Below are 24379 nucleotides of genomic sequence, written 5' to 3'. Positions count from 1 at the left end.
TCTACAGATTCCTACCTGAGCGGCTAAGACGTGATTACACATCAATCCCTAACTTCTTTTCCGTCGATATTAACCGCGATTTCGTACTTTTGAAATCCTTCAAAACAACAATATGTCAGCACAAAAACGCCTTTTCCTCCTCGACGCTTACGCCTTGATTTTCCGTGGATATTACGCCCTTATCAAGAATCCCCGCGTCAATTCGAAGGGAATGGACACCTCGGCCATACTAGGATTCATGAATTCACTTCTCGATGTGATCAAGCGCGAAAAACCGGACCATCTCGCCGTCGCTTTCGACAAGGAGGGAAGCACCGTCCGAACCGAGATGTTCGCCAATTACAAAGCACACCGGGACGAAACGCCGGAAGCGATCAAGATTGCCGTGCCGTGGATCCAGAAAATCCTCAAGGCAATGCACATTCCCAGCATAGAATTGGCAGGTTGCGAAGCCGACGACCTCATCGGGACACTGGCGAAACAGGCCGAGAAGCAAGGCTATCAGGTATTCATGGTCACGCCCGATAAAGATTATGCACAATTGGTGTCCGAAAACGTGTTCATGTACCGACCGGCCCGCCTCGGCAACGGCATCGAAATTTGGGGCGTACCTGAAGTGCTCGAGCGATTCGGCATCGAAAGGACGGAGCAGGTTATCGATTTTCTTGGCATGATGGGCGACGCCGTAGACAATATCCCGGGATTGCCCGGAGTTGGGGAAGTTACGGCCAAAAAACTGCTCGCGGAATTCGGCACTATGGAAAACCTGTTGGCCAACACCGACAAGCTGAAAGGCAAAATGAAGGAAAAGATCGAGGAAAACAAAGAACTCGGCATGCTTTCCAAACAGTTGGCAACGATCATTTGCGATTGCGACGTGCAGTTCAACGAAGAAGATTTCGAACTCACGAAACCTGACAGCGACAAAGTGCAGGAATTGTTTCAGGAGCTCGAGTTCAGGCGAATGGCCGAACAGTTCAACGCATTGTTTTTTAACAAGAACGAATCGTATTCAAGCGTCGAGTCTCAAGGTATCGCACCGACCAAAACGATTGTCAGAAACGAAACCCAGTTTGATTTGTTTGCCGAAATTCACGGAGAAAGCGAGGGCATTTCGACAAATCCTTACAGCACGCTCGACAATACCGAACATTTCTACCAATCGGTGGAAGGTGATTTCGCCATAAAACTGCTCGTCAACAATTTGCTAAAGCAGGCTTCTGTAAGTTTTGACACCGAAACGACGAGTATCGATCCGATTACGGCAGAGCTCGTCGGACTTTCCTTTTCATGGGAAAAAGGAAAGGGTTTTTACGTTCCCGTGCCCGAAGATCAAACCGCAACGCAAGCGATCGTGGACAAGTTCAAGCCGTTTTTCGAGAACGAAGCCATCGAAAAGATCGGACAGAATGTCAAGTACGATTTAAAAGTGCTATCGAATTACGGCGTTGTGATAAAAGGCCAAATTTTCGACACGATGCTCGCCCATTATCTAATTAATCCCGACATGCGCCACAATATGGATGTATTGTCTGAAACTTATCTGAAATATTCACCCAAGTCAATTGAAGAACTCATCGGGAAGAAAGGCAAAGGGCAAAAGACGATGCGCGACGTTCCTCTCGACGACGTAAAGGAATATGCCGCCGAAGATGCAGATGTGACGCTTCAGCTGAAGCAACATTTCGCCCCGATTCTCGAGCAAACGGCTACAAGAAAATTGTTTGACGAAATCGAGGTGCCGCTTGTGCAGGTTTTGGCCGATATGGAAATGGAAGGCGTGCGTCTCGATACGGGTTTTCTCGCAAAATTGTCTGCAGAACTTGCAGAGGATATTACCAAACTCGAACGACAGATTTACGAAGCAGCAGGCGAAAGTTTCAACCTTGGATCGCCAAAACAGTTAGGGGAAGTGTTGTTCGACAAGATGAAGATCGGAGGCGGGAAAATAAAGAAAACCAAGACCGGACAATATGCAACCGGAGAAGAAATCCTTTCCAACCTTGCTCTTTCAAGTCCGTTCGTCCAGGATATTTTAGATTGGAGACAACTCGTGAAGCTGCAAAGCACATATGTGACGGCGCTCCCGACCCAGGTTTGCGGGAAAACGGGCCGCGTCCATACCGATTATATGCAGGCTGTCGCGGCTACCGGACGCTTGAGCTCCAACAATCCTAACCTGCAAAACATTCCGATTCGAACCGAACGCGGACGTCAGATTCGCAAAGCGTTTATCCCGAGAGATGAAAATTACACGTTGCTTTCCGCGGATTATTCCCAAATCGAACTTCGCATCATAGCGGCGCTCAGCGGGGAAGAGAACATGATCAATTCGTTCCGGAACGGAGAGGACATTCACAAATCGACGGCCGCAAAGGTGTTTAACGTCGCGCTTGAGGAAGTGACGCGCGAACAGCGAAGCCACGCCAAAACGGTCAATTTTGGTATCATCTATGGAGTTTCTGCATTCGGGTTGAGCAACCAAACTTCACTTACCCGAAGCGAAAGTGCCGCTTTGATCGATGCGTACTACAAATCTTACCCAAGGTTGCGCAACTACATCAGCGAGCAGATCGAAATTGCGCGCGAGCAAGGATTCGTTTCGACGATTTCAGGCCGCCGCCGCTATTTGAAGGATATCAATTCGGCGAATCAGGTAGTCCGTGGCGCCGCCGAACGAAACGCGGTCAACGCCCCTATACAGGGAAGCGCCGCCGACATCATCAAGATTGCGATGATCAACATCCACCAAAAACTGACCTCGGAAAACTGGAAAAGCAAAATGCTGCTTCAGGTTCATGATGAATTGGTGTTTGACGTCTACAAAGAGGAACTCGAAAGAATCAAGCCGATGATCAAGCACGAAATGGAAAACGCTTTTGAATTGGCGGTTCCGTTGGAAGTCGATATGGGCGTGGGCAACGACTGGCTCGAAGCGCATTGACGAACAAGGCGGTAATCCATCTGCTGATTTTCCTTACCTTTAGTCAACCAATTCAAAAACAACATATTATGAAGAAACTAATTTTTAGCGCAGCTGTGCTTTCCCTATGTCTGACAAGTTGTAAAAAGGCAGAAGACAAAGCAGTCGACGCCGGACCCGCGGCAGACACTACGGCAGCTCCTGCTCCCGAAACCGCCGACGCCGAGGCCCCGGTCGATTCCGCGGCTATGGAAAAAGCTTGGATGGAATATGCGACGCCCGGTGAAATGCACAAATTGCTTGCTTCCGACGTTGGCTCGTGGAACGCGAAAATGACGTTCTACATGGGCGGAAAACCATCAACGGAAAATGCCACGGCAGAAGTCAAACCTATTTTGAGAGGCCGTTACTTCGAACAGAAATACAAGGGCAAGATGATGGGACAGGATTTCGAAGGAGTCGGAACTATGGGCTACAACAACGCTTCCGGCAAGATGTTTTCAACGTGGTTCGACAATATGGGAACCGGCATCATGTATATTTCTGGCGATTACGACAGCGCGAGCAAATCGGCGACCATGACAGGAACAATGATCGATCCCATGACGAAGAAAGACGCAAAATTCAGGGAAGTTTACACCTGGGTCGATGCCGATACCCGAAAGATGGAGATGTTTGACACCAAATCATCGGGAGAAGAGGTGAAATCGATGGAAATCATCCTTACCAGAAAATAGAAAAAGGCCGGACATCATAGCCGGCCTTTCCGATTAAAGTCGCTTGTTGATTATTCGATTACCAGTGTTTTCGTAACGTTTCCGTAATCGGTACGGATCACGGCCATATAAGCGCCTATCGGCAAGCCTGACGTCGTGACTTTCGGTCGTGCCGAAGTGATCTTGTCGGCCTTTGCCAGTCGGCCTTGAGCGTCGTATAATTTGATCTCGCCGGTATTTACAAACTCAGGCAACTCGAAATTGACCTCGACGCGGGCCGGATTCGGATACATCTTTACCTGTTTTTCAGAAAATTCCTCGTTAGACAATGCCAACGCTGCAACTCTCGAACCGCAACTGTTGGAACCGTGATACCCTATCGTCTGGCTTCCGGAACGCCGGGCATAAACCAAAGTCAACGCTCCTGCCCCGGCGGTAAAAACGTAGTCGTTCGCATCTCCCGTATTGAGCGCCCGTGTGGCGACAAGGGTCCTAATGCCCGCGTTTACGGCATTGGAGACAATGTTCCAGTCCTGGCTGGCATCGGCGGGAGGTGTCACGCCTACTCCGTTAAAACTCCTGTCGGTAAGGTTAGCGCCGTCGAAAATGACGACGTCCGCACCCACATCACCCATTCCGGTTGCACCGAATCCAATTCCGAGCCAATCGGCAGAAGCGCCGGTAAGCGTCAACGTAACCTGGGTGTCGACGTCGATTTTCGCGGTCATGCCGAGCGAAGTATCCCCAAATGAACTCAGCGCGAGTTGACCTGTACTGAACTGAGCAAATCCGGTTGCAGCAGCCATGATGGCTATGGCCGATAATGTAATTTTTTTCATAGCTTTTTGCTTTTTAAGATTTCAATGAACTTGTCATCGTTGGCGACAACGGCGTAATCAATGGCCGACTGGCCGTGGTTGTCCTTGTGCCCGGTATTGGCTCCGGCGTTTACCAAAAGTGACGCGATCTCGTGCTTTTTGAACATAACCGCGTAAAGCAAAGCCGTGGTTCCGTTTTGGTCGGCCAGGTTCGGGTTGGCCTTTTTCTCCAAAAGGTAGCGCACCATTTCCTGGTTTCCCTTCACGACAGCGGCCATAAGCGCAGTTCCCATTCCGCTCAACGCGTCAATGTCGGCGCCTTTTTCGAGGAGGTATTTCGCGACCTCGTTGTTTGAGCGATAGCACGCCAGGATCAAAGGGGAATAACCCTCGGCATTTACAGCGTTTACGAGTTTCGGATCGGACGCGACCATCTTTCGGGCGTCCTCTACCGAACCCGTTCGCGCGACGTCAAAAACACTTTCGGACTGAGCGCGAACGAATCCTCCTACGCAAATGAACGCAACAAGCAATATACATTTTTTCATAGCTGAATTTTCACATAAAGTAATGAAAACCCGAATGATACATTTTGTCGTAACCACTATTCGATAGGTTTCATCGAGCATAGAAATCACGTATATGAGAATTCGCCGGTCCGAATCCCGAATTAGCACAGAAGAAAAATCTCTCCTATATTTACGACAAACCAAAAACGCATGAAAAAATCTTACATTATCCCGTTATTGTTTCTTGCCGCAACCGCGTTTGCCCAAGCGGACGCAAAATTCGCCAGGATCGACAGCCTCTTGACCTCGTTTAACAAACACAACAAATTCATGGGCTCGATTGCGTTGAGAGAAGGCGATAAGATTGTTTTTGCCAAAGCGTACGGATTTTCAGACATAGCCTCAAGAAAATTAGCTGATACGAATACCAAATACAAAGTCGGGTCGATCACCAAACCTTTTACCGCAGTCCTAATATTGCAATTGGTCGACGAGAACAAGATCAAACTCGAGGATAAACTCTCGAAATTTTTCCCGAAAATGCGCAACGCGGAAAAAATCACAGTTGAAATGTTATTGCGCCACCGCACCGGAATCCACGAGATACTGGCCGATCCCGTGACCACTCAAAATATCACGCGGTCCCATACTAGGCAGGAAATCGTAGACCGCATTTCCGGCTATGCGTCCGATTTCGAGCCTGGCGACAAATATCAGTATAGCAATTCCAACTACATATTGCTCGGTTATATTATCGAAGACGTCACCAAAAAATCGTACGCGGAAAACATACAGAAGCGCATCGCATCCAAACTCAAATTGACGAACACATCGATGCCCGACAAGATCGATTTCTCAGGGAATGATGCGATTTCCGCTACGTTCGACGCCAACTGGCACGTTACGCCGGAATGGTCGAACACACTAGCCTACTCGGCTGGGGCTTTGGTTTCGACGCCATCCGACCTGACCATTTTTATAAAAGCCCTGTTCGACGGAAAGCTCGTAAGCGCCGCATCGCTCGAAAAAATGAAGACGATTCAGGAAGGCTACGGGCTCGGCCTGATCACGCTACCATTCGATTCTAAAACGTTTTACGGACACACCGGAGGCATAGAGAATTTTCGTTCGGTTGTCGGATACGATCCCGTTTCCAAATTTGGCGCCTCGCTAAGTATGAACGGCGACAACTATGACCGCAACCTGATCATGCAGGGCGTGCTTGCGATTTATTACGGGAAGGAATACAAATTCCCGGACCTTACCGAATTTACCGTGAGCGAAGACATCCTCAAGAAATATGTCGGCACTTACGCTTCCGCAGATTTTCCGCTCAAAATAACCGTCACGACACAAGGTGGCAAACTCATCACGCAAGCGACAGGGCAATCGGCATTCGCGGTCGAAGCTAAAAGCGAAAACCGATTTGAATACCGTCCGGCGGGAATCGTGCTTGAGTTTTCTGACGGGAAAATGAATCTCAAGCAATCAGGACTCGATATCAATTTTATAAGAGAATAAAAAAAGCGGCTTTCGGGCCGCTTCTTCGTTTGTGTATTGATCAGGTTTTTTTTGTCGATTCGCGTTGGCGAAGTTCCGTTTCGATGACTTCGGTTCGGAACTTTTGCTCTTCTTCTGTATTGCTTTCCAGTCGTTCGATAAGCAATTTCGCGGCGGCTTCCCCAATTTCGGGCCCGTGCTGGCTAACGGTCGACATGCTCGGCGTAAGACGCTTCGACCAGACGCCATCGGCAAAACCGATGATCGAAAGCTCTTCCGGGATTTTGTACCCTTTTTTGATCGCCGCTTTCATGGCAGAGACCGAAGCGTGCTCGTCCAGTGCGAAGACGCCATCGATTTTGGTATCGGCAAACAATTTGGAAAGTTTTGTGTCAAAGTCTTCCGTCGAATCGGTAAGGATGACGAGGTTTTCATCGACTTTGGCGCCTCTCTTTTCCAATCCTGCATAAAATCCTTTGGCGCGCAGTTTCCCGACGCTGAGATTGTCGATCGAAGAAAGCAAGGCAATCCTTTTGCAACCGGTTTTGATCATGTGCTGTACGGCATTTACCGCCGATTCGTAATCGTCTACGATCACTTTGTCGCAATCGACGTCTTCAGAAATACGATCGAACATCACGATAGGCGTGCCTTCGTTTATGATTTGCTTGAAATGATTGAATTCGCCGAGTTTTTGGGCCTCTTCTGATATCGACAATATAAAGCCGTCTATCGTTCCGTTGCTGAGGATGTCCAGCGCATGCACCTCTTTTTCCAAAGATTCGTTGGAAATACAGGTAATGATATTGTATCCTTTTTCGTCGGCTACCTTTTCGATTCCCGTAAAAACCTTGGCAAAAAACGGATTCAGAATGTTCGGTATGATCACGCCAATGGTCTTCGTCTTGCGGTTCTTGAGGTTAAGCCCGATAATATTCGGCTTGTAATTCTTGAGTTTTGCGTACTCCTGTACCTTCGCTTTGGTTTGTTCGCTTATTTCCGGGCTATCATTGAGCGCCTTCGATACGGTCGAAACGGAAACGTGTAGGTCTTTTGCGATTTGCTTCAGCGTAGCTTTGGATTTCATAATCAGTTAATTTCTTCCTAATATATGGAAATTATATAATTTATAAACAGAATCTTGTAAACCTGGAAAAAAACTTACAAAAAAGTTAAATAATACGTCTAAAAACCCAAATTCTGCAAAACCGTATGTGAATTCTCAACGTAGGTTTATCTGATGTGCAAATATAACCATTAGCGCTCACAACCAATATTAATTCTTAAAATGTGAATTATGGAAAACACGCTTAACACCAAGGAAGAGAATCCAGCATACGCCAGCAGGAGAAACTTCCTAAAGATCAGCGGCCTCACTTTGGCCGGGACAGGCTTGCTGCTCGCAGGCTGTAACAATGATGACGACGGAGGCAGCGGACCTTCGAACAACCAACTTCCTGGCATTCGAAACGGCGTCTTCGATTTGGGAGGAGGCGATTTTGGCGTATTGACTTATGCCTATGCGCTCGAACAATTGGAGGCCGATTTTTACACGAGGGTCGTCACAAACGCCAGCTTTGCGTCGTTCAGCGAAGAAGCAAAGGATATCCTGTCGGATTTGCATAAGCACGAAGTCATCCACAGGGAATTCTTCAAAGCTGCTTTGACCGACGCGCTTCCAAACCCGACCGCCCAACTTTTGCCTCCACTCGCCTTTACCTACGGCAACCTCAATTTCGGAAACCAGGCCGCCGTGATCGATACCGCGATCGCGCTTGAAGACACAGGCGTCGCGGCTTACAATGGAGCCGGACGATTGATCACCAACCCGGACTATCTCGTGATCGCCGGGCAAATCGTATCGGTCGAAGCGCGACACGCGGCAGCCGTACGCGACCTGCGCAATCCGGGCTCAACGGACTTCGCCAACACTGCAGATGCAAACGGACTCGATCCGGCAAAAAAACCGTCCGAGATCGCGACCGTAGCACAGCAGTTCATTACGACACAATTCACCGCTACGTTTTTACCATAACCTAAATCTGAGACATCATGAATCTGATAAAATTTCTAGAATCCTTTACGGATGACAAATTGTACGCAGCGGGAGCCTCGAGAAGAGACAGTTTTTCGCAATTCGGCACGATCGGCAAAGGTTTGGCCCTGGCCTCTATCCCGTTCGGGCTTTCCGCGTTGGGAAATAAAACATATGCTGCCGACATCCAGCCGACTCCGGCAACGGCCGCGGGTGCTCTGCAACTTGCCTTGACGCTCGAATATCTCGAAAGCGCGTTTTATGCGATGGCTGTCGATACGGCTAACTTGATTCCGGCCGAAGACCAGGCTGCCATCACGTTGATCCGCGATCACGAAGCCGACCACGTATCCTTCCTTACCTCGGCGATGACAGCTGCGGGAATTGCAATTCCAGCCGTTCCGCAATTCGATTGGTCTGGAGGCATCGGGCTTTCGCCATTTACCAATTACGACCAATTCCTTGCCGTCGCCCAAGCGTTCGAAGACACTGGCGTTCGTGCATATAAAGGACAAGCCGGATTCCTGATGGGCACCGATTATTTGCAGCCTGCGTTACAGATCCACTCGGTCGAGGCGCGACATGCTTCGCAAATCCGTCGCATGCGCGGACAAAAAGGATGGATCACAGGCCAGGACAGCGGCGGTTTGCCACCGGAAGTCCAAGCAGTTTACGCCGGAGAACAGAGCACCGCTTTGGGTGCAGGGCAATTCGACGCGGCAGCCCAGTCTCAGGCGTATGACGAAGTAATCAATACGCAAACGGCGGTGAATATCGCCAACCTGTTTATCGCGTAATTAGTTATTGTTGGAGGTTTTTTATTGATGGAAGCCACTTTGCGGATGCAGGGTGGCTTTTTGTATTAGATAATGAGATAACTAAAAAATGAGATAATGGTTTAATAGAGGATCGATCGGCATGAAAGGGAGATATCCGGATTAGGGAATTCCCGTAAAATTTTAAAGACGCGACTGCTTGATTATCGGTCTTAAAAGAATCTTTTATAGCGGTTTGCATTTATAATAATTAATTGTACTTTTGCAGCCCCTTATACTGGGGACGGAATGTTTAATTAAAATAATTTATTGTGAACACATTAAGCTACAAGACGGTATCAGCCAACAAGGCCACTGTTACTAAAGAGTGGGTTGTTGTCGATGCTGAAGGTCACAACTTGGGACGTCTTGCGAGTAAGGTCGCTATGATCTTGCGCGGCAAGTACAAACCAAGCTACACACCGCACGTTGACTGTGGCGATAACGTGATCGTTATCAATGCAGAGAAGATCAACCTAACCGGTAACAAACTCGACGACAAGACTTACATTCGTCACACGGGTTACCCAGGTGGTCAAAGATCCCTTACTGCCAAAGTGCTACAGCAGAAAAACCCTGCTGCTTTGGTTGAGAAAGCCGTAAAAGGAATGTTGCCTAAGAACAAATTGGGTGCAGAACTTTTCCGCAACCTGAGTGTTAATGTAGGAACTGAGCACAAACATGCTGCACAGCAACCTAAAACCGTTAATCTAAACGACATTAAGTAATGGCTACAATTCACAAAATCGGCAGAAGAAAAACTGCTGTAGCCCGTGTTTACCTGACTGAAGGTTCTGGTAAAATCACGGTGAACAAAAAAGAATTCGCTACTTACTTCCCAACTGCGACGCTTCAGTACAAAGTTATGCAGCCACTTGCGATGACGCAAAATGCTGAGAACTTCGACGTGAAAGTCAACGTTTACGGAGGTGGTACAAACGGCCAGGCAGAAGCTGTTCGTATGGCTATCGCTCGCGCAATGTGCGAAGTGGAAGCTGAGAACCGTCTGATCCTGAAGCCAGAAGGATTGCTTACCCGCGACCCACGTATGGTTGAGCGTAAGAAATTCGGTCAGAAGAAAGCACGTAAGAGATTCCAGTTCTCCAAACGTTAATCTGAACCATCGATTAGTAAAAATTTTAAAACTAGTTATTGTTGTTATCAGACTGAGGTCTGACATTAGTTTAGCATCAAAATGAAGCCTTGCTAAAGTGCACATGGGTTAATACCTAAAGCCAAAGGGAACATTGCTAATTCAACAGAACGTAAACTATTTACAAAATGGCAAACAAAGTAGAAGTTAAAGACTTACTGGAAGCAGGTGTTCACTTCGGACACATGACCAGAAAATGGGACCCGAACATGGCCCCTTACATCTACATGGAGCGTAATGGAATCCACATTATCAACCTGTACAAAACCGCAGCCAAGATCGAAGAGGCCAATGAGGCCATGAAGAAGATCGCTGCATCAGGACGCAAGATCCTTTTCGTTGCGACCAAAAAACAAGCAAAAGACATCGTAGCCGAGAAAGCCGCAGCTGCCAACATGCCGTACATCACTGAAAGATGGCCTGGTGGAATGCTGACTAACTTCGTCACTATCCGTAAAGCGGTCAAGAAAATGACCTCTATCGATAAGATGAAGAAAGACGGAACTTTCGACACTCTTTCAAAAAAGGAGAAACTGCAAATCGACCGTCTTCGTGCAAAACTAGAGAAGAACCTTGGTTCTATCGCTGATATGTCCCGTTTGCCAGCTGCGCTTTTCGTAGTTGACATTAAAGCTGAACACATCGCAGTAAAAGAAGCTCGCAAATTAAACATTCCGGTTTTCGCTATGGTTGACACCAACTCCGATCCACGCGAAGTTGATTACGTTATCCCAGCAAATGACGATGCTTCTAAATCTATCGACAAAATCCTTTCTTTGGTATCCCAGGCAGTTATCGAAGGCTTGAGCAACAGAAATTCTGATGCCGCTTTCGACGAATCTGACGAAGAGAACACAACAGCAGAAGCAACTCCTAAGGCAGAAACGCCAAAAGCAGAAGCAGCTCCGGCAGTTGAGGCTCCGGCCGTTGAAGAAGCTCCAGCAGTTGAAGCTGAGACTGAAACAAAGACTGAAGAATAAATTCTTTAAAATTCCGGCGATCAAATTCCAGGCACCGATATAACGTAATGTTGACATTGGGCTTTGGAATTTGAAAGTCGGGATTTTTTACTTTTAATTATAAACTTACAACTTAAAGAGATATGTCAACTATCACTGCTGCAGACGTAAACAAACTACGCACCGCTACCGGAGCTGGTATGATGGACTGCAAAAAAGCCCTTGTTGAAGCCGAAGGAGATTTCGACAAAGCGATCGAGATCCTGCGCAAAAAAGGACAAAAAGTTGCCGCCAACCGTTCAGACCGCGAGTCTACCGAAGGTGCTGCAATCGCTGTCGTCAATGCCGACAAGACCGAAGGCGTTGTCATCACGTTGAACTGCGAGACTGACTTCGTAGGTAAAAACGAAGGATTCGTGAAATTGGCTACAGATTTGGCCAACCTTGCAATCAACTTCGATTCTAAAGATGCTTTCCTTGCCGCTGACTTCAACGGAATTACGGTTTCTGAGAAATTGATCGAGCAGACAGGTGTTATAGGCGAAAAGATCGAGATCGGTTCTTTTGAGAAACTTTCCGGAGCTTTCGTAGGATCTTACATCCACGCCGGTAACAAGATCGCCACTTTGGTTTCATTGTCCGCCAACGTAGAAGGAGCTGAAGAAGCTGCCCGTAACGTAGCGATGCAAGCTGCCGCCATGAACCCGATTTCGCTTGACGAATCTGGCGTTGATGCTGACACCGTAGCCAAAGAAATCGAAATCGCGAAAGACCAATTGCGCCAGGAAGGTAAGCCAGAGGCTATGCTCGACAACATCGCAAAAGGGAAATTGCAGCGTTTCTTCAAAGACAACACTTTGGTGAACCAGGATTATATCAAAGATTCTTCTTTGAACGTTTCCTCTTACGTAAAATCAGTAGATTCAAACCTTACTGTGACTGGCTTCAAAAGAGCCGCACTTGGTTAATTATATTCACCTATTGATAGAAAAACCTCGCTTTACGGCGAGGTTTTTTGTTTTTATGGCGCAACGGCGGCGTTTCAAAACAAAGTCGCATTCGCATACGCGTTACCATCTCATGCGAACTGACAGGAGCCGCCGTCGGGCGTCGCTGCGCGAGGTATCTTCGTCAAAAGCGTTGCTTTCTTCTCGATAATGCTGTATCTTTCGCCAAACCTCAAAGGTTTTTGAAACCGTTGAGGTTTCCAGCAAAAGGATGCCGCTTCCATCCCTTGCGCGACGCGTACAACACCAACCTACATTTAACAATTACTACAGAAAACACCCACCAAAACTTCGTTCGAAACGCTTATTTTTATAAGACCTAACAGATTTTAAAAATCTGTTAGGTCTAGACCTGCCAACCGCCCGCGACCACGCCAACCCGACTCCCAATCATCATCGTCTTTTCGCTATATTTACGGTACTAAATTGCGTTTGAAATTTGAAAAAGCTTTTATTCCTATTTTTCCTCGTCGCGCTATCGGCAAACGCCCAACCCAAAAAGTACCAAAGCCTTCTTTGGGAAATTTCCGGCAACGGACTGTCCAAAAAATCGTATCTCTACGGCTCGATGCATGTGAGCGACAAAATTTCGTATCATCTTTCGGACGCCTTCTTCAAGCATCTCCTGGCCTCCGATTACGTGGCCACTGAAAGCGATCCGTCAACGTGGATAAAACTCTACGACGTGCTGTCTTCGAACCAGTTCGCCAACGCAAACCAACCGTTCTATTCGCGTTTTTACCAAAAACCCGCACGACGCGAAGACCTTTATCCTTTGTTCGTGAACGACAACAACATCATCAACAACCTCTTGTCGCGCACTACGGAAAATCAGAAGGATTTCCAGGAAGACACCTACCTCGACATGTTCATTTACCAAACCGGGCGCAAGTACAAAAAGAAAGTGATTGGTCTTGAGAATGCCAAAACCTCGATGATATCGGTGCTCAATTCGGAAGCTGCCGCCGAGGAACCGCTCGATGAAAACAGCCAGGCCATCGTAAAAGTACTCAAGGAACGATCGTTCAATCAGGCCATGCTGGACTTTTACCGCGAGAAAAACCTCGACATGCTGGACTCGCTCTATGTATTGATGACACCTCCGTCTTATCACAAAGCGCTCATAACCGACCGAAACAACGTTATGCTGAAAAGCATCGACTCGATCGCGCGAAAAGGCAGTTTGTTCGCGGCAGTCGGAGCGGCACATCTTCCCGGCAAAAAAGGTCTCATCGAAATGCTGAGGGAAAAGGGCTACACCGTAAAACCTGTCGTCGACGCTTACACGAACAACGGGCAGAAAACCAAGAAAACCATCGACGCTTACTTTTCCAAACCGCAATTCCATCCGATGCGAACGCCAGACGGGATGATTTCGGCACCAATGCTGCAAGGTCCTATTTACAATCGCAACGACATCGGAACGCCGGACTTGTCCAACGGCGCGATGGTCAATCTCAAACGCGTTTCCCTGCGCAATTATCTGAAAAAGAACTCGGATTTCAATCCTGCAACGCTCGACAGTTTGTTTTACGAAAACATTCCGGGCAACATCCTGCAAAAGCGCACTTTCATCGACGATAACGCTACGGTCTTCGATATCACAAGCCGAACCAAGACGGGTAACGCACAACGCTACCGTTATTACGTGACGCCGCTCGAAATCATCTGTGTAAGCATGAACGGCAACGGTTCATATGTGAGAATGTACGAAAACGAGGTCTTTCCTAATATTAAGCTCAAGAAATACAATACCGCTTGGGAAACCGTAATGCCTGAAAAAGGTGGGTTTTCGGTGACGCTCCCATCCTATTACACCATGTACGGAAATCGGGCATCCGCGACTCCCGAAAACATAGAGCTGCAAGCGTTCGACGCTTCGGAAAATGCCTACTATTTCCTGTCGGAACGCAGCGTCAACGACAATCAGACGCTCGAAGAAACCGCATTCGAGCTCAAACGCATACAGGACGAATTCTATGCTCAACTGGATATTATCCCGACTTCCGGAAGCGATGTAGCGTTCGATACCAGCTACGAATCGAAGGGAACGGCTGCGGGCCGAAATTACACCCTTAAAACCATCGTTCGCGGCCAAAAATACTATTTGCTTGGCACGGTCGACGCATCCCAGGACAATATCAAGCGCTATTTTCAGTCTTTTGCTTTCTCCGATTTCCGAAAGGATCAGGTTGCAGAAAATTATGTAGATTCTGTCGGACATTTTTCGATTGCGCTTCCCAAGAACGAAAATGAACGGCTTTTCTGGAAAATAAAAGACCAGAATGCCCGCCTCGCACAGGGTCGCAAAAACGTTTTTAAGACCAACGACAAACAATATTCACTGTTTTCCGCTTCGGGCAAAATGGCCGATCTCTTTGCGTGGACATATCATCGGTATGATTTCGTGCACAACCTCGACACCCTGAAAGCCAGCATACGCCGCAACATCCTCGAAGATTACAACAAATTTACCACCGAAGACGACGCGGCCGCCTTGCAAGCTTTTCAAATCGAACAGTCGCACGAAGGTTACGAAACTTCGGGAAATTTGCCCTCTTCTTCGTGGAACCGCCATCTAAGCGCGAGCCAAAAAAAGCGACATTCACAACGGCTCGCGGTAATTTCCGACGTCAGCGAGCAGATCGACGACGACCGAAAACTGCTGCGCATGAACTTGACGGTTACGCGTCCGGAAAGTGCGCAAGCCATAAAATACATCGCGTATTTCCAGGATGGATACATATGGTATTTGCGATCGCTTGTAGACAAAAACCAAAAACAGGACGATTTCCTCGACGCGCTTGCTGATTCCTTTTCTCCGATCACGCAACCGCCGGCCTATTCCCTTTTCCGGAAAAAAACCGCTGTCTTCTTAGAGGATGCAAAAAGTGAGAACGACAGCATTCGCTATTCCGCATTCGAGTCGTCCGATATGCTCCAGATAGACAAAAGCGACCTTCCGCAATTGAAAGAATTTCTGACTTCGTTCGAATTTCGCCCCGAAGAAACCGCAGCTGTCGGCTCTATATTGGAAAGAATCGGCAAAATCGACGCGCCCGAAATGGTGCCCTTTCTCGAAAGTTGTTACAAAAAAGAAGGTGTGAATGCGATGTTGCAGCTGGCCATCATACGTGCCCTGACGAAGCAAAAATCAGAGTTTGCTTACAAGAAAATTGCCGACTTGCTTGAATACGATTTGCCGCTGTCCGACAACGAGTCGGAAATTTCGTCCCTTTTCCTATCGTTTGCCGAAGATACCGACCACAGTAAACTACTTTATCCGTCGATTTTCCAATATTACAGCGTTTCGGAGTATCACGATCCGATAGCGCGATTTGTGACGCAGCTCATACGAGAGAACAAGGCCAATCCAAAAAAGCTCAAGCCATACCGCAAAATGTTGCTTGCCGATGCCCGTCTGGAGGCCAAACGCGTTCAGGTCTGGAAAGCGAAAAAAGACGCGGACGAGGCAGATTTCGACTATCCGTCGCCTGTGGAAAACCTGAAAAATTATGCGAACATGCTTTACGGATTTAAAAACGATAAATCGATCGCATTATGGTTTGAGAAGTTGGGCAAACTAGATCTTCGCGAGGTAGATTTCGAGATCGTCTCACTCGACCTGGCCAACAAATCGAAACGGGACGATCGAAAGATTGCAGCGCTGATCGCAAATCCCGCGACGAGTTTTGCGACCTATCGCCTGTTGCATGATGAAAAACACGAAGTTCCCGAATGGTCCGATGAACAGATTGCAAAGGCTCTTGTGCTTTCATACACAAATACGGATGAAGGGTCCAAGACAGAGCTTCTGTCAAAGCGCCGTATTGCAATTGGCGATAAAGAAGCTGTCGTGTTTTTTTTCAAAAATACATCAAGCCTTAAGAACGCCGGGTTCAGTGCGACTACAAAGCTCGAAGCCGTTGCGTTTCTTAGCGATAAAGATGGGATTGATCCGAAATCATGGAAATTGCTTCCTTCGACGCCAGTTTTCGATGTATCCGATATCGAAGCCGCTTGCGAAATTGCCATCGACCGCCTACTCAATTCTGACCGGCCGCGCGTTACTTTCGGGAAACTGAAGGACAGTCAATACGATCCCGAATACGAATTTTGATTGGAAAATATTCGTCGCATTTCGTGCGGAATCCAAGCCGGTTTGAGCTGGATCACGGTATTGCGCGAACGAGAAAATTTCAGGAAGCAGGCCCGGAATGGCCGATCATTTCGATGCTTGCTTCAGAAAAAATAAAGCCTGATGTTCAAGACCAAAAACGATACGCTTTACGTCATACTCGCGGGAATTTTCATCACCAACGCCGTCGTGGCCGAACTCATCGGCGGCAAATTGATTTACGTGGGCGACACCGTGATGAGCATAGGGATTTTGCCGTGGCCGATCGTATTCCTGACTACCGATTTGATCAACGAATATTTCGGGCAAAAAGGTGTCAGGCGTTTGTCGTTTATTACCGCTGGACTCATCGCCTACTGCTTCCTCGTATTGTTGCTCGCGTTGCAAATTCCGTCGGCAGCGCTAGACGGGAACGTCACCGATTCCCAGTTCACGGCAGTTTTCGGGCAAAGCATGTGGATCATAGTTGGCTCTATCATCGCGTTTTTGGCAGGCCAGTTGATCGACGTCACGATTTTTCATTTCGTAAAAAAGCGCACCGGACAAAAAATGATTTGGCTTCGCACCACGGGTTCTACGGTAATCTCCCAATTTTTCGACAGTTTTATCGTACTCGGCATCGCATTTTACATGACCGGGAAAATCGATTTCGATACGTTCTTAAAGTCAGGCCTGACGGGTTACACCGTAAAACTGGTAATTGCCGTCCTGCTCACGCCATTGATCTATTTGGCACACTGGATCATCGACAAATACGTTCGGCCCGAAACGGAATAATGCGTTCCCGGACGGAATTAGCCCGGACGGAAGCGGCTAGCCCACAGGACGGACGCCTTGATTTTTGCAGATTCGCGCGGCGACCTCAGGAAGCCGGAGCCGAATATCGCAAAAAACAGGCTTGCGGCCGAGGACTAATAGCGGACGGCCGGATGAGCTTCTAATTATTCGTCCAAACATTCGATAGCCTGAACTTACAATTTCAATGCGGCAATGAACAGCGATCTCGGAATTTCGGAACAACCGAGGCTTTCCAGATGATCGTTGTGGACTTGGCAATCGATTAGCCGGTAATTTTCAGATTGGAGCCGCTTTGCCAATGTAATGAAGGCTGCTTTGGAAGCATTCGACATCTTTGAAAACATGCTTTCGCCGCAAAAGATGTGACCGAGGTCGATGCCGTACAGCCCTCCGACCAGCTCTCCGTTGTGCCACGTCTCAACCGACTTTGCGAGGCCGCGTCGGTGTAATTCGATGTAGGCGGCTTTCATTTCATCGGTAAGCCAGGTGCCGTTTTGGCCGTGGCGTTCGACCGATTGACAATTGGAAATGACGCCCTCGAAGTCTTTGTTGAACGTGATCTCGAAAATGTTTTTTCGCAAAATTTGTCTCATGCTTTTGGACACAACGAGGTTGTCGAACAACAGCACCATGCGCGGATCCGGCGACCACCACAATATCGGTTCATCCTGATTGAACCATGGGAAAATCCCGTTTTGATAAGCCAGCAGCAGACGTTCAGCGGACAAATCACCGCCCACCGCGAGCAGACCGTCATAGTCGGCTTCGTCCACATCTGGAAAAACGAGTTCTTTGGATAAAAAATACATATGGCAAACCGCAAACTACGACGCAACGTCGCTTACAATCTAGATTCAAACTTTAAACTTCAAACCCTAAACTTCAAACCTTAAACTTCAAACCTTAAACGTCAAACCTTAAACTTCAAACCTTAAACTTCAAACCTTAAACTTTAAACCTTAAACTTCAAACCTTAAACTAAAAAACCCGGCTGTCGCAAAACGCCGGGTTTTCATCAATCGTTATACTACTAGAACGGCAAATCGTCGTGTTCTTCCTCATTGAAGTTCGGTGCAGGGGCAAACGGCTGGCTCGGAGCCTGTGGTGCTTGCTGCTGGAACTGAGGCGGCTGTTGCGGATATTGCGGTTGTTGCTGATATTGCTGAGGCGCATCGGCTTGGACCCGTTCGATTCTCCAGCCCTGGATCGTGTTGAAATAACGGGTTTCGCCTTGAGGGCTTACCCATTCGCGACCGCGCAGGTTGATGGATACTTTCACGTCTTCGCCCGGACGGTATGAGTCGAGCATGTCCGTTTTGTCCTGGGTGAATTCTACCATGATGTGTTGCGGATATTGCTCGTCTGTAGTCACAACCAATTCTCTTTTCTTGAACGAGGCACTCACCTGTTGGGTCGGATTGATTACCCTGATTTTTCCTGTTACTTCCATTTTTTCTCTTTCTTTAATTTTAAACTTTTTTGGCTAATAAGACTTTCCAGGCGGAAAGCACCTCATTTTTATCGATGTATTCTTTGGCAAGTTGATGTTGCTTGAGCTCGTCATCTGAGCTTAGCACGCCTTTTACTTCAAAGTCCTCTTTTACAAAGATAGCGACTTCTTCTTCGGTCGGCAAGGCTTCGACATTTCCGAGTATACCGAAATCATTTCCGTTGAAAACCGGGCTTTTCAATACCTTTTCAGGAATCGCATCCACTCCAATTCCCAATGTGGTAAGCGGTTTAGGGACTTCAAACAACCCTTCGCTGGAACGCGAATACCAGTTGGCGCCAAGCCTGGACACCAAATCGATTTTGTGTTGGTCGATGTTTCCGTTTTCGTCGAGGATTGCTTCGGAAATATGCATTTTGAGCACTTCACAGATGATCAGGTTGCCTGCTCCTCCTTCTGTTCCAAGACTGATGATCTCGTTGACTTTACACTCGAACTGCACGGGCGATTCGGCCACGCGGAACGGTTTTACGATATCCGAAGCGATGGCAGTCAAACCCGCTTTGACGAATTCGTTGACGCCTTCCGGATATTCCGTGCTCGAAAGAGAAGCTTGCTGCACAATGCCGTAATTGACGACGTTGATGACGACTTCACGCGTCGCATCGGCGTTGATCAAGGTGTGTTTTATGGTATTGTCGCGCACGCGCCTCGAGGGCGAAAAAATCAGGATCGGCGGATTGGAGCTGAACAGGTTGAAAAAACTGAACGGCGACAAATTCGGGTTTCCGTCTTTGTCTACTGTACTTGCGAATGCGATGGGACGAGGCCCGACGGCAGCTTGCAGGTAACCGTGCAATTTCTGGGTGGTCATTTCGCCCGGAACGATACTGATCATGCTTCAATTAGTTTGTGGCAAAAGTAAGAATCGCGGGTAGAATGGCCTTTTGAAAAAGGTACGAGTTATTAACCAATTTGAATCGGGCAGCGCCAGGCCTCGTCCTGATTGCGATCATTCAAATCACGACGCGAACTCCGACCTAAATCGCATTGACGGCACTACGTGCCCACCCAACCGCAATTTACGACCCGAAACCCATCCGCAGCTACAGTTTTCCCGTACAAAATCACAAAAAATCGCTCATCGCTTCAAGCTCCTTTTCCAACCTGTCGAAATTTTCCTCATTCTTTTCAGGTGCGAACTTCAGGATCGTGTCATACAATTTTTTGTCGGTGAAACGCATCCGAAACGAGAAACCCGTCCTGTCGTGGTCCAGTTTTTCGAATTCCACGGCCATATAAAATTTAGGATTTGAAACCCTGTCCCATTCGATCCGCATTTCAGGCTCGACGATCCGGAACACCGCCTCGTTCTCATAATGCCCTTTCTCAGGCCCGTGCATCGTATAGCGCCATTTGCCGCCCGGACGCAAATCGAATTCGTGGAACGTGTTGGTAAATCCTTCCGGTCCCCACCAATTTTTCAGGAGAACCGGATTCGTCATCGCTTCGTATACTTTAGAGACGGGAAAATCGAGTTCGCGCCGGCTGTAAATTTCCATCATTCTGTACGTTTTGGTCGGATGCAAAATACGAAGATCGACTCGCATCTCCCAACTTCGGGTCCGTTCGATTTCAAACGTTCCCCTTTCGTCTTTTTGTGTAAACTCCTACCGTTTCAGAAGACGGATTTTTTCGCGAAACGAGTTTCGTAGGTTTTAAAGAACGTCTGATTTTACAGGCGCTTACAAAATTTAACGTTTTGCAAACCTTTGTTTTACAGGCATTTGCGTTTAATATTTTTATCCTGTTTTACTAGTCGGTTTGTTAAAAACTACGCCCGATTGTTTAAAAGTTTGACTTTTTTAAACCGTCCTTATTGGCAATCTTTGTAATCACGATAAAAACAAAATTTTTTGTTAAAATCCCCAAAGCAAAAGAGCACTAATGGCAGCGATAGAACCGATACTCCAAGAAAATAAAAACCGCTTCGTAATTTTCCCGATCAAGCACCACGATATCTGGGAATGGTACAAGAAAATGGAAGCTAGTTTCTGGACGGCCGAAGAAATCGATCTCCACCAGGATCTCAACGACTGGAACAACAAGCTCAACGCCGACGAAAAATATTTCATCAAGCACATCCTGGCATTTTTCGCCGCTTCGGACGGGATCGTAAACGAAAATCTCGCGGAAAACTTCGTCAACGAAGTGCAATATGCCGAAGCCAAGTTTTTTTATGGTTTCCAGATCATGATGGAAAACATTCACAGCGAGACCTATTCGCTGCTGATCGACACTTACGTGAAGGACGAAGTCGAAAAAAACCAGCTTTTTACCGCCTTGGACGTGTTTCCCGCGATCAAGAAAAAAGCCGATTGGGCCTTACGCTGGATCGAATCTGATTCGTTTGCCGAAAGGCTGATCGCGTTCGCCGCCGTAGAAGGCATTTTCTTCTCGGGCGCGTTCTGCTCGATCTTTTGGCTCAAAAAACGCGGATTGATGCCGGGACTTACGTTCTCCAACGAATTGATTTCGCGTGACGAAGGCGTCCATTGCGACTTTGCGGTCCATTTGCACAACCATCATTTGGTGAACAAGGTTCCGAAAAACCGCATCAAGGACATTATCGTCGACGCGTTGAACATCGAACGTGAATTTATCACGGAGTCGCTTCCGGTAAGCCTTATCGGAATGAACGCGAACCTGATGACGCAATATCTCGAATTCGTAACAGATCGCCTGCTCGTCGAATTGGGCTGCGACCGCGTATTCAACGTAACCAATCCGTTCGATTTCATGGATATGATCTCGCTTCAGGGCAAGACGAACTTCTTCGAGAAGCGCGTGTCCGAATACCAGAAAGCAGGCGTCATGAACAATGATACCGATTCCGGAAAAATCAGCTTCGACGCCGATTTCTAGCGGATTTTCGATCGCGGAAACCTTCGGCCGAAACCTTGGCCCGGAATGTTCCGTAAAAAACTGACCGATTGTCCGGATGCGCTCCGGAATAGTTACGATTTCCCGGATAATATCCGCAACAAAACCATTTTCATTAATCTCTAAAGAGTGACCTTATGTTTGTAGTAAAAAGAGACGGCAAGAAAGAGCCGGTAATGTTCGACAAGATCACCGACAGAATCAAGATTTTGTGCTACGGGCTTAACGACCTCGTAGACCCGGTAAAAGTGGCCATGCGCGTAATCGAAGGCCTTTACGACGGCGTGACCACATCCGAACTCGATAACCTTGCCGCCGAAACCGCGGCATCAATGACCGTCACTCATCCTGATTTTGCCCAACTCGCGGCCCGTATCGCGATTTCCAACCTACACAAGAACACCAAAAAGTCGTTTTCTGAGACGATGAGCGACATGTATCACTACGTGAATCCGCGCACGGGTCAGGAAGCGCCTCTTTTGAGTGACGAGGTTTACACGGCGATTATGGAAAACGCCGAAAAGTTGGACTCGGCTATCATTTACAACCGCGATTTCAATTACGATTACTTCGGATTCAAGACATTGGAGCGCTCGTATTTGTTGAAGATAAACGGGAAGATCGTCGAGCGTCCGCAGCATATGTTGATGCGCGTTTCGGTCGGGATCCACATGAACGATATCGATTCGGCCATCGAAACCTATGAGCTGATGTCGAAGAAATTCTTCACACACGCAACACCGACGCTTTTCAACGCCGGAACGCCGAAACCGCAAATGTCGTCTTGCTTCCTTTTGTCGATGAAGGACGATTCGATCGACGGCATTTACGACACCTTGAAAAACACGGCCAAGATTTCCCAGTCGGCTGGAGGAATCGGGCTTTCTATCCACAACGTTCGCGCTACGGGATCGTATATCCGCGGCACGAACGGTACTTCCAACGGAATCGTCCCGATGCTGCGCGTTTACAACGACACGGCGCGTTACGTAGATCAAGGCGGCGGCAAGCGAAAAGGTTCGTTCGCCGTTTACATCGAGCCTTGGCATGCTGATATTTTCGACTTCCTCGATTTGAGAAAAAACCACGGAAAAGAAGAGATGCGTACGCGCGATTTGTTCCTCGGCATGTGGATTCCGGACTTGTTCATGAAACGCGTACAGGACGATGCAACCTGGACTTTGATGTGCCCTAACGAATGCCCGGGATTGTACGACGTCCACAGCGAGGAGTTCGACGCTTTGTACCTCAAATACGAATCGGAAAACCGCGGACGCAAAACGATCAAGGCGCGTGATATCTGGGAGAAAATCCTCGAGTCGCAAATCGAGACCGGTTTGCCGTATATGTTGTACAAAGATGCCGCGAACCGCAAATCGAACCAGAAGAATTTGGGAACGATCCGTTCGTCTAACTTGTGTACCGAGATCATCGAATACACGTCTGCAGATGAGATCGCGGTGTGTAACCTTGCGTCGATTTCGCTTCCGATGTTCGTCGAAAACGGCAAATTCGACCACGACAAATTATACGATGTGACGATGCGCGTGACACGAAACCTCAACAAGGTGATCGACCGCAACTATTATCCTTTGATCGAAGCTGAGAACTCGAATATGCGTCACCGTCCTGTCGGATTGGGCGTACAAGGACTTGCCGACGCCTTCATCAAGATGCGCATGCCGTTTACCAGTGACGAAGCCAAACAAGCCAACCAGGAAATCTTCGAAACGCTTTATTTCGCTGCCGTTACGGCGTCAGTAGAGTTGGCAAAAGAAGAAGGCCCGTACTCGTCTTACGAAGGATCGCCTATCTCACAAGGCGAATTCCAATACAACCTTTGGGGCTTGAAAGACAGCGACCTTTCCGGACGTTGGGATTGGGCAGCATTAAGGGCAGAAGTTTTGAAGCACGGCGTTCGCAACTCGCTTTTGGTCGCACCTATGCCAACGGCTTCCACTTCGCAAATCCTCGGAAACAACGAGGCGTTCGAGCCGTATACTTCGAATATCTACACGAGAAGGACGCTTTCCGGCGAATTCATCGTCGTGAACAAGCACTTGCTCGAAGACTTGGTAGACCTTGGAATCTGGAACGAGACGTTGAAACAGGAAATCATGCGCCACAACGGATCGGTACAAAACATCAAAGGCATCCCGGACGAAATCAAGGAATTGTACAAAACGGTTTGGGAAATGTCGATGAAGGACATTCTCGACATGTCGCGCCAGCGTGGTTATTTCATCGACCAATCCCAATCGCTGAACCTGTTCATGGAAGGTGCCACTTATGCGAAATTGACCTCGATGCACTTCTATGCATGGCAGTCAGGTTTGAAGACGGGAATGTACTATTTGAGAACCAAGAGCGCGGTGGATGCGATCAAGTTCACGCTCAACAACGACAAAATAGCCGAGCCTATAGCCGAACCGGTCGCCGTCGAAGTACAGGCCGAAGGAGAAGCGCTTTCCGCTGAAGAATTCCGCGCGATGGTAGAGCGTTCGCGCAACGCCGAACCGGACGATTGCGAAATGTGCGGTTCCTGAATCAATAAATAATGTGTAAAAAGGAAGTTTCGGCTTCCTTTTTATATTTATATTCCAACCAAAATAGCA

Annotated in this window: 20 protein-coding genes; 13 read left to right on the top strand and 7 right to left on the bottom strand. The window is 47.9% G+C overall.

Features of this window, described 5'->3' with window-relative positions; genetic code table 11:
* The first annotated feature begins 112 nt into the window (after positions 1 to 112).
* On the top strand, positions 113 to 2944 hold the full coding sequence (gene polA, locus HC229_RS07500) for a DNA polymerase I (protein ID WP_191019845.1): 2832 nt from the start codon (positions 113 to 115) through the stop codon (positions 2942 to 2944).
* Between the two features lie 68 nt (positions 2945 to 3012).
* Positions 3013 to 3660, top strand: coding sequence for a DUF1579 domain-containing protein (locus HC229_RS07495; protein ID WP_191019844.1), 648 nt, complete (start codon positions 3013 to 3015; stop codon positions 3658 to 3660).
* Positions 3661 to 3710: 50 nt separating this feature from the next.
* Here HC229_RS07495 and HC229_RS07490 read toward each other — a convergent pair whose 3' ends face one another.
* Together HC229_RS07490 and HC229_RS07485 are read right to left on the bottom strand one after the other, a co-directional pair.
* Positions 3711 to 4478 (bottom strand): DOMON domain-containing protein, encoded by a 768-nt coding sequence (locus HC229_RS07490; RefSeq protein ID WP_191019843.1) that lies wholly within the window; start codon positions 4476 to 4478, stop codon positions 3711 to 3713.
* Positions 4475 to 5005: an ankyrin repeat domain-containing protein gene (locus HC229_RS07485; RefSeq protein ID WP_191019842.1), complete on the bottom strand. Its 531-nt coding sequence runs from the start codon at positions 5003 to 5005 to the stop codon at positions 4475 to 4477. Before HC229_RS07485 ends, HC229_RS07490 begins: the two co-directional genes overlap by 4 nt.
* 171 nt (positions 5006 to 5176) lie before the next feature.
* Here HC229_RS07485 and HC229_RS07480 point away from each other — a divergent pair, with 171 nt between their 5' ends.
* Entirely contained in the window at positions 5177 to 6487 is a 1311-nt protein-coding gene (locus HC229_RS07480) for a serine hydrolase domain-containing protein (RefSeq protein WP_191019841.1), read from the top strand.
* Positions 6488 to 6527: 40 nt separating this feature from the next.
* On the opposite strand, the gene HC229_RS07475 is transcribed toward HC229_RS07480, so the two are convergent.
* A complete protein-coding gene (locus HC229_RS07475; RefSeq protein WP_191019840.1) occupies positions 6528 to 7553 on the bottom strand; it encodes a LacI family DNA-binding transcriptional regulator in 1026 nt (341 codons plus the stop codon).
* 210 nt (positions 7554 to 7763) lie between these two features.
* On the opposite strand from HC229_RS07475, the gene HC229_RS07470 reads away from it, so the two are divergent.
* From HC229_RS07470 to HC229_RS07435, 8 genes are all read left to right on the top strand, one after another.
* Positions 7764 to 8501 carry a ferritin-like domain-containing protein gene (locus HC229_RS07470; RefSeq protein ID WP_191019839.1) on the top strand — a complete coding sequence of 246 codons (738 nt, stop codon included), beginning with the start codon at positions 7764 to 7766 and terminating at the stop codon, positions 8499 to 8501.
* Between the two features lie 17 nt (positions 8502 to 8518).
* On the top strand, positions 8519 to 9298 hold the full coding sequence (locus HC229_RS07465) for a ferritin-like domain-containing protein (RefSeq protein WP_191019838.1): 780 nt from the start codon (positions 8519 to 8521) through the stop codon (positions 9296 to 9298).
* Positions 9299 to 9588: 290 nt separating this feature from the next.
* Positions 9589 to 10044 carry a 50S ribosomal protein L13 gene (gene rplM, locus HC229_RS07460; protein WP_191019837.1) on the top strand — a complete coding sequence of 152 codons (456 nt, stop codon included), beginning with the start codon at positions 9589 to 9591 and terminating at the stop codon, positions 10042 to 10044.
* Positions 10044 to 10430 (top strand): 30S ribosomal protein S9, encoded by a 387-nt coding sequence (gene rpsI, locus HC229_RS07455; protein ID WP_191019836.1) that lies wholly within the window; start codon positions 10044 to 10046, stop codon positions 10428 to 10430. The genes rplM and rpsI overlap by 1 nt, the downstream gene beginning before the upstream one ends.
* 167 nt (positions 10431 to 10597) lie before the next feature.
* Entirely contained in the window at positions 10598 to 11449 is an 852-nt protein-coding gene (gene rpsB / locus HC229_RS07450; RefSeq protein ID WP_191019835.1) for a 30S ribosomal protein S2, read from the top strand.
* 122 nt (positions 11450 to 11571) lie between these two features.
* Entirely contained in the window at positions 11572 to 12396 is an 825-nt protein-coding gene (tsf, locus tag HC229_RS07445; RefSeq protein WP_191019834.1) for a translation elongation factor Ts, read from the top strand.
* Positions 12397 to 12874: 478 nt separating this feature from the next.
* Positions 12875 to 16555: a TraB/GumN family protein gene (locus tag HC229_RS07440; protein WP_191019833.1), complete on the top strand. Its 3681-nt coding sequence runs from the start codon at positions 12875 to 12877 to the stop codon at positions 16553 to 16555.
* 141 nt (positions 16556 to 16696) lie between these two features.
* Positions 16697 to 17350, top strand: a complete 654-nt coding sequence (locus HC229_RS07435; RefSeq protein ID WP_191019832.1) for a queuosine precursor transporter — start codon at positions 16697 to 16699, stop codon at positions 17348 to 17350.
* Positions 17351 to 17544: 194 nt separating this feature from the next.
* On the opposite strand, the gene aat is transcribed toward HC229_RS07435, so the two are convergent.
* From aat to HC229_RS07415, 4 genes are all read right to left on the bottom strand, one after another.
* The gene (aat, locus tag HC229_RS07430; protein ID WP_191019831.1) at positions 17545 to 18180 is read right to left on the bottom strand and encodes a leucyl/phenylalanyl-tRNA--protein transferase; all 636 of its coding nucleotides are present in this window, start codon (positions 18178 to 18180) and stop codon (positions 17545 to 17547) included.
* Between the two features lie 221 nt (positions 18181 to 18401).
* Positions 18402 to 18821, bottom strand: a complete 420-nt coding sequence (locus HC229_RS07425; RefSeq protein ID WP_191019830.1) for a DUF3127 domain-containing protein — start codon at positions 18819 to 18821, stop codon at positions 18402 to 18404.
* A gap of 19 nt (positions 18822 to 18840) precedes the next feature.
* Positions 18841 to 19719, bottom strand: coding sequence for a flavin reductase family protein (locus tag HC229_RS07420; RefSeq protein WP_191019829.1), 879 nt, complete (start codon positions 19717 to 19719; stop codon positions 18841 to 18843).
* Between the two features lie 229 nt (positions 19720 to 19948).
* Positions 19949 to 20386 (bottom strand): SRPBCC domain-containing protein, encoded by a 438-nt coding sequence (locus HC229_RS07415; RefSeq protein WP_191019828.1) that lies wholly within the window; start codon positions 20384 to 20386, stop codon positions 19949 to 19951.
* 382 nt (positions 20387 to 20768) lie between these two features.
* Between HC229_RS07415 and HC229_RS07410 the strand changes: the two genes are divergently transcribed.
* Together HC229_RS07410 and HC229_RS07405 are read left to right on the top strand one after the other, a co-directional pair.
* Positions 20769 to 21746 (top strand): ribonucleotide-diphosphate reductase subunit beta, encoded by a 978-nt coding sequence (locus tag HC229_RS07410; protein WP_191019827.1) that lies wholly within the window; start codon positions 20769 to 20771, stop codon positions 21744 to 21746.
* A gap of 155 nt (positions 21747 to 21901) precedes the next feature.
* On the top strand, positions 21902 to 24310 hold the full coding sequence (locus HC229_RS07405; RefSeq protein ID WP_191019826.1) for a ribonucleoside-diphosphate reductase subunit alpha: 2409 nt from the start codon (positions 21902 to 21904) through the stop codon (positions 24308 to 24310).
* Positions 24311 to 24379 lie beyond the last annotated feature (69 nt).

The sequence above is a fragment of the Flavobacterium selenitireducens genome, from assembly GCF_014748335.1.
GTDB lineage: Bacteria > Bacteroidota > Bacteroidia > Flavobacteriales > Flavobacteriaceae > Flavobacterium > Flavobacterium selenitireducens.
Note: the sequence above shows the minus strand (reverse complement) of the source record. Positions and strands in the feature narration are given on the sequence as shown.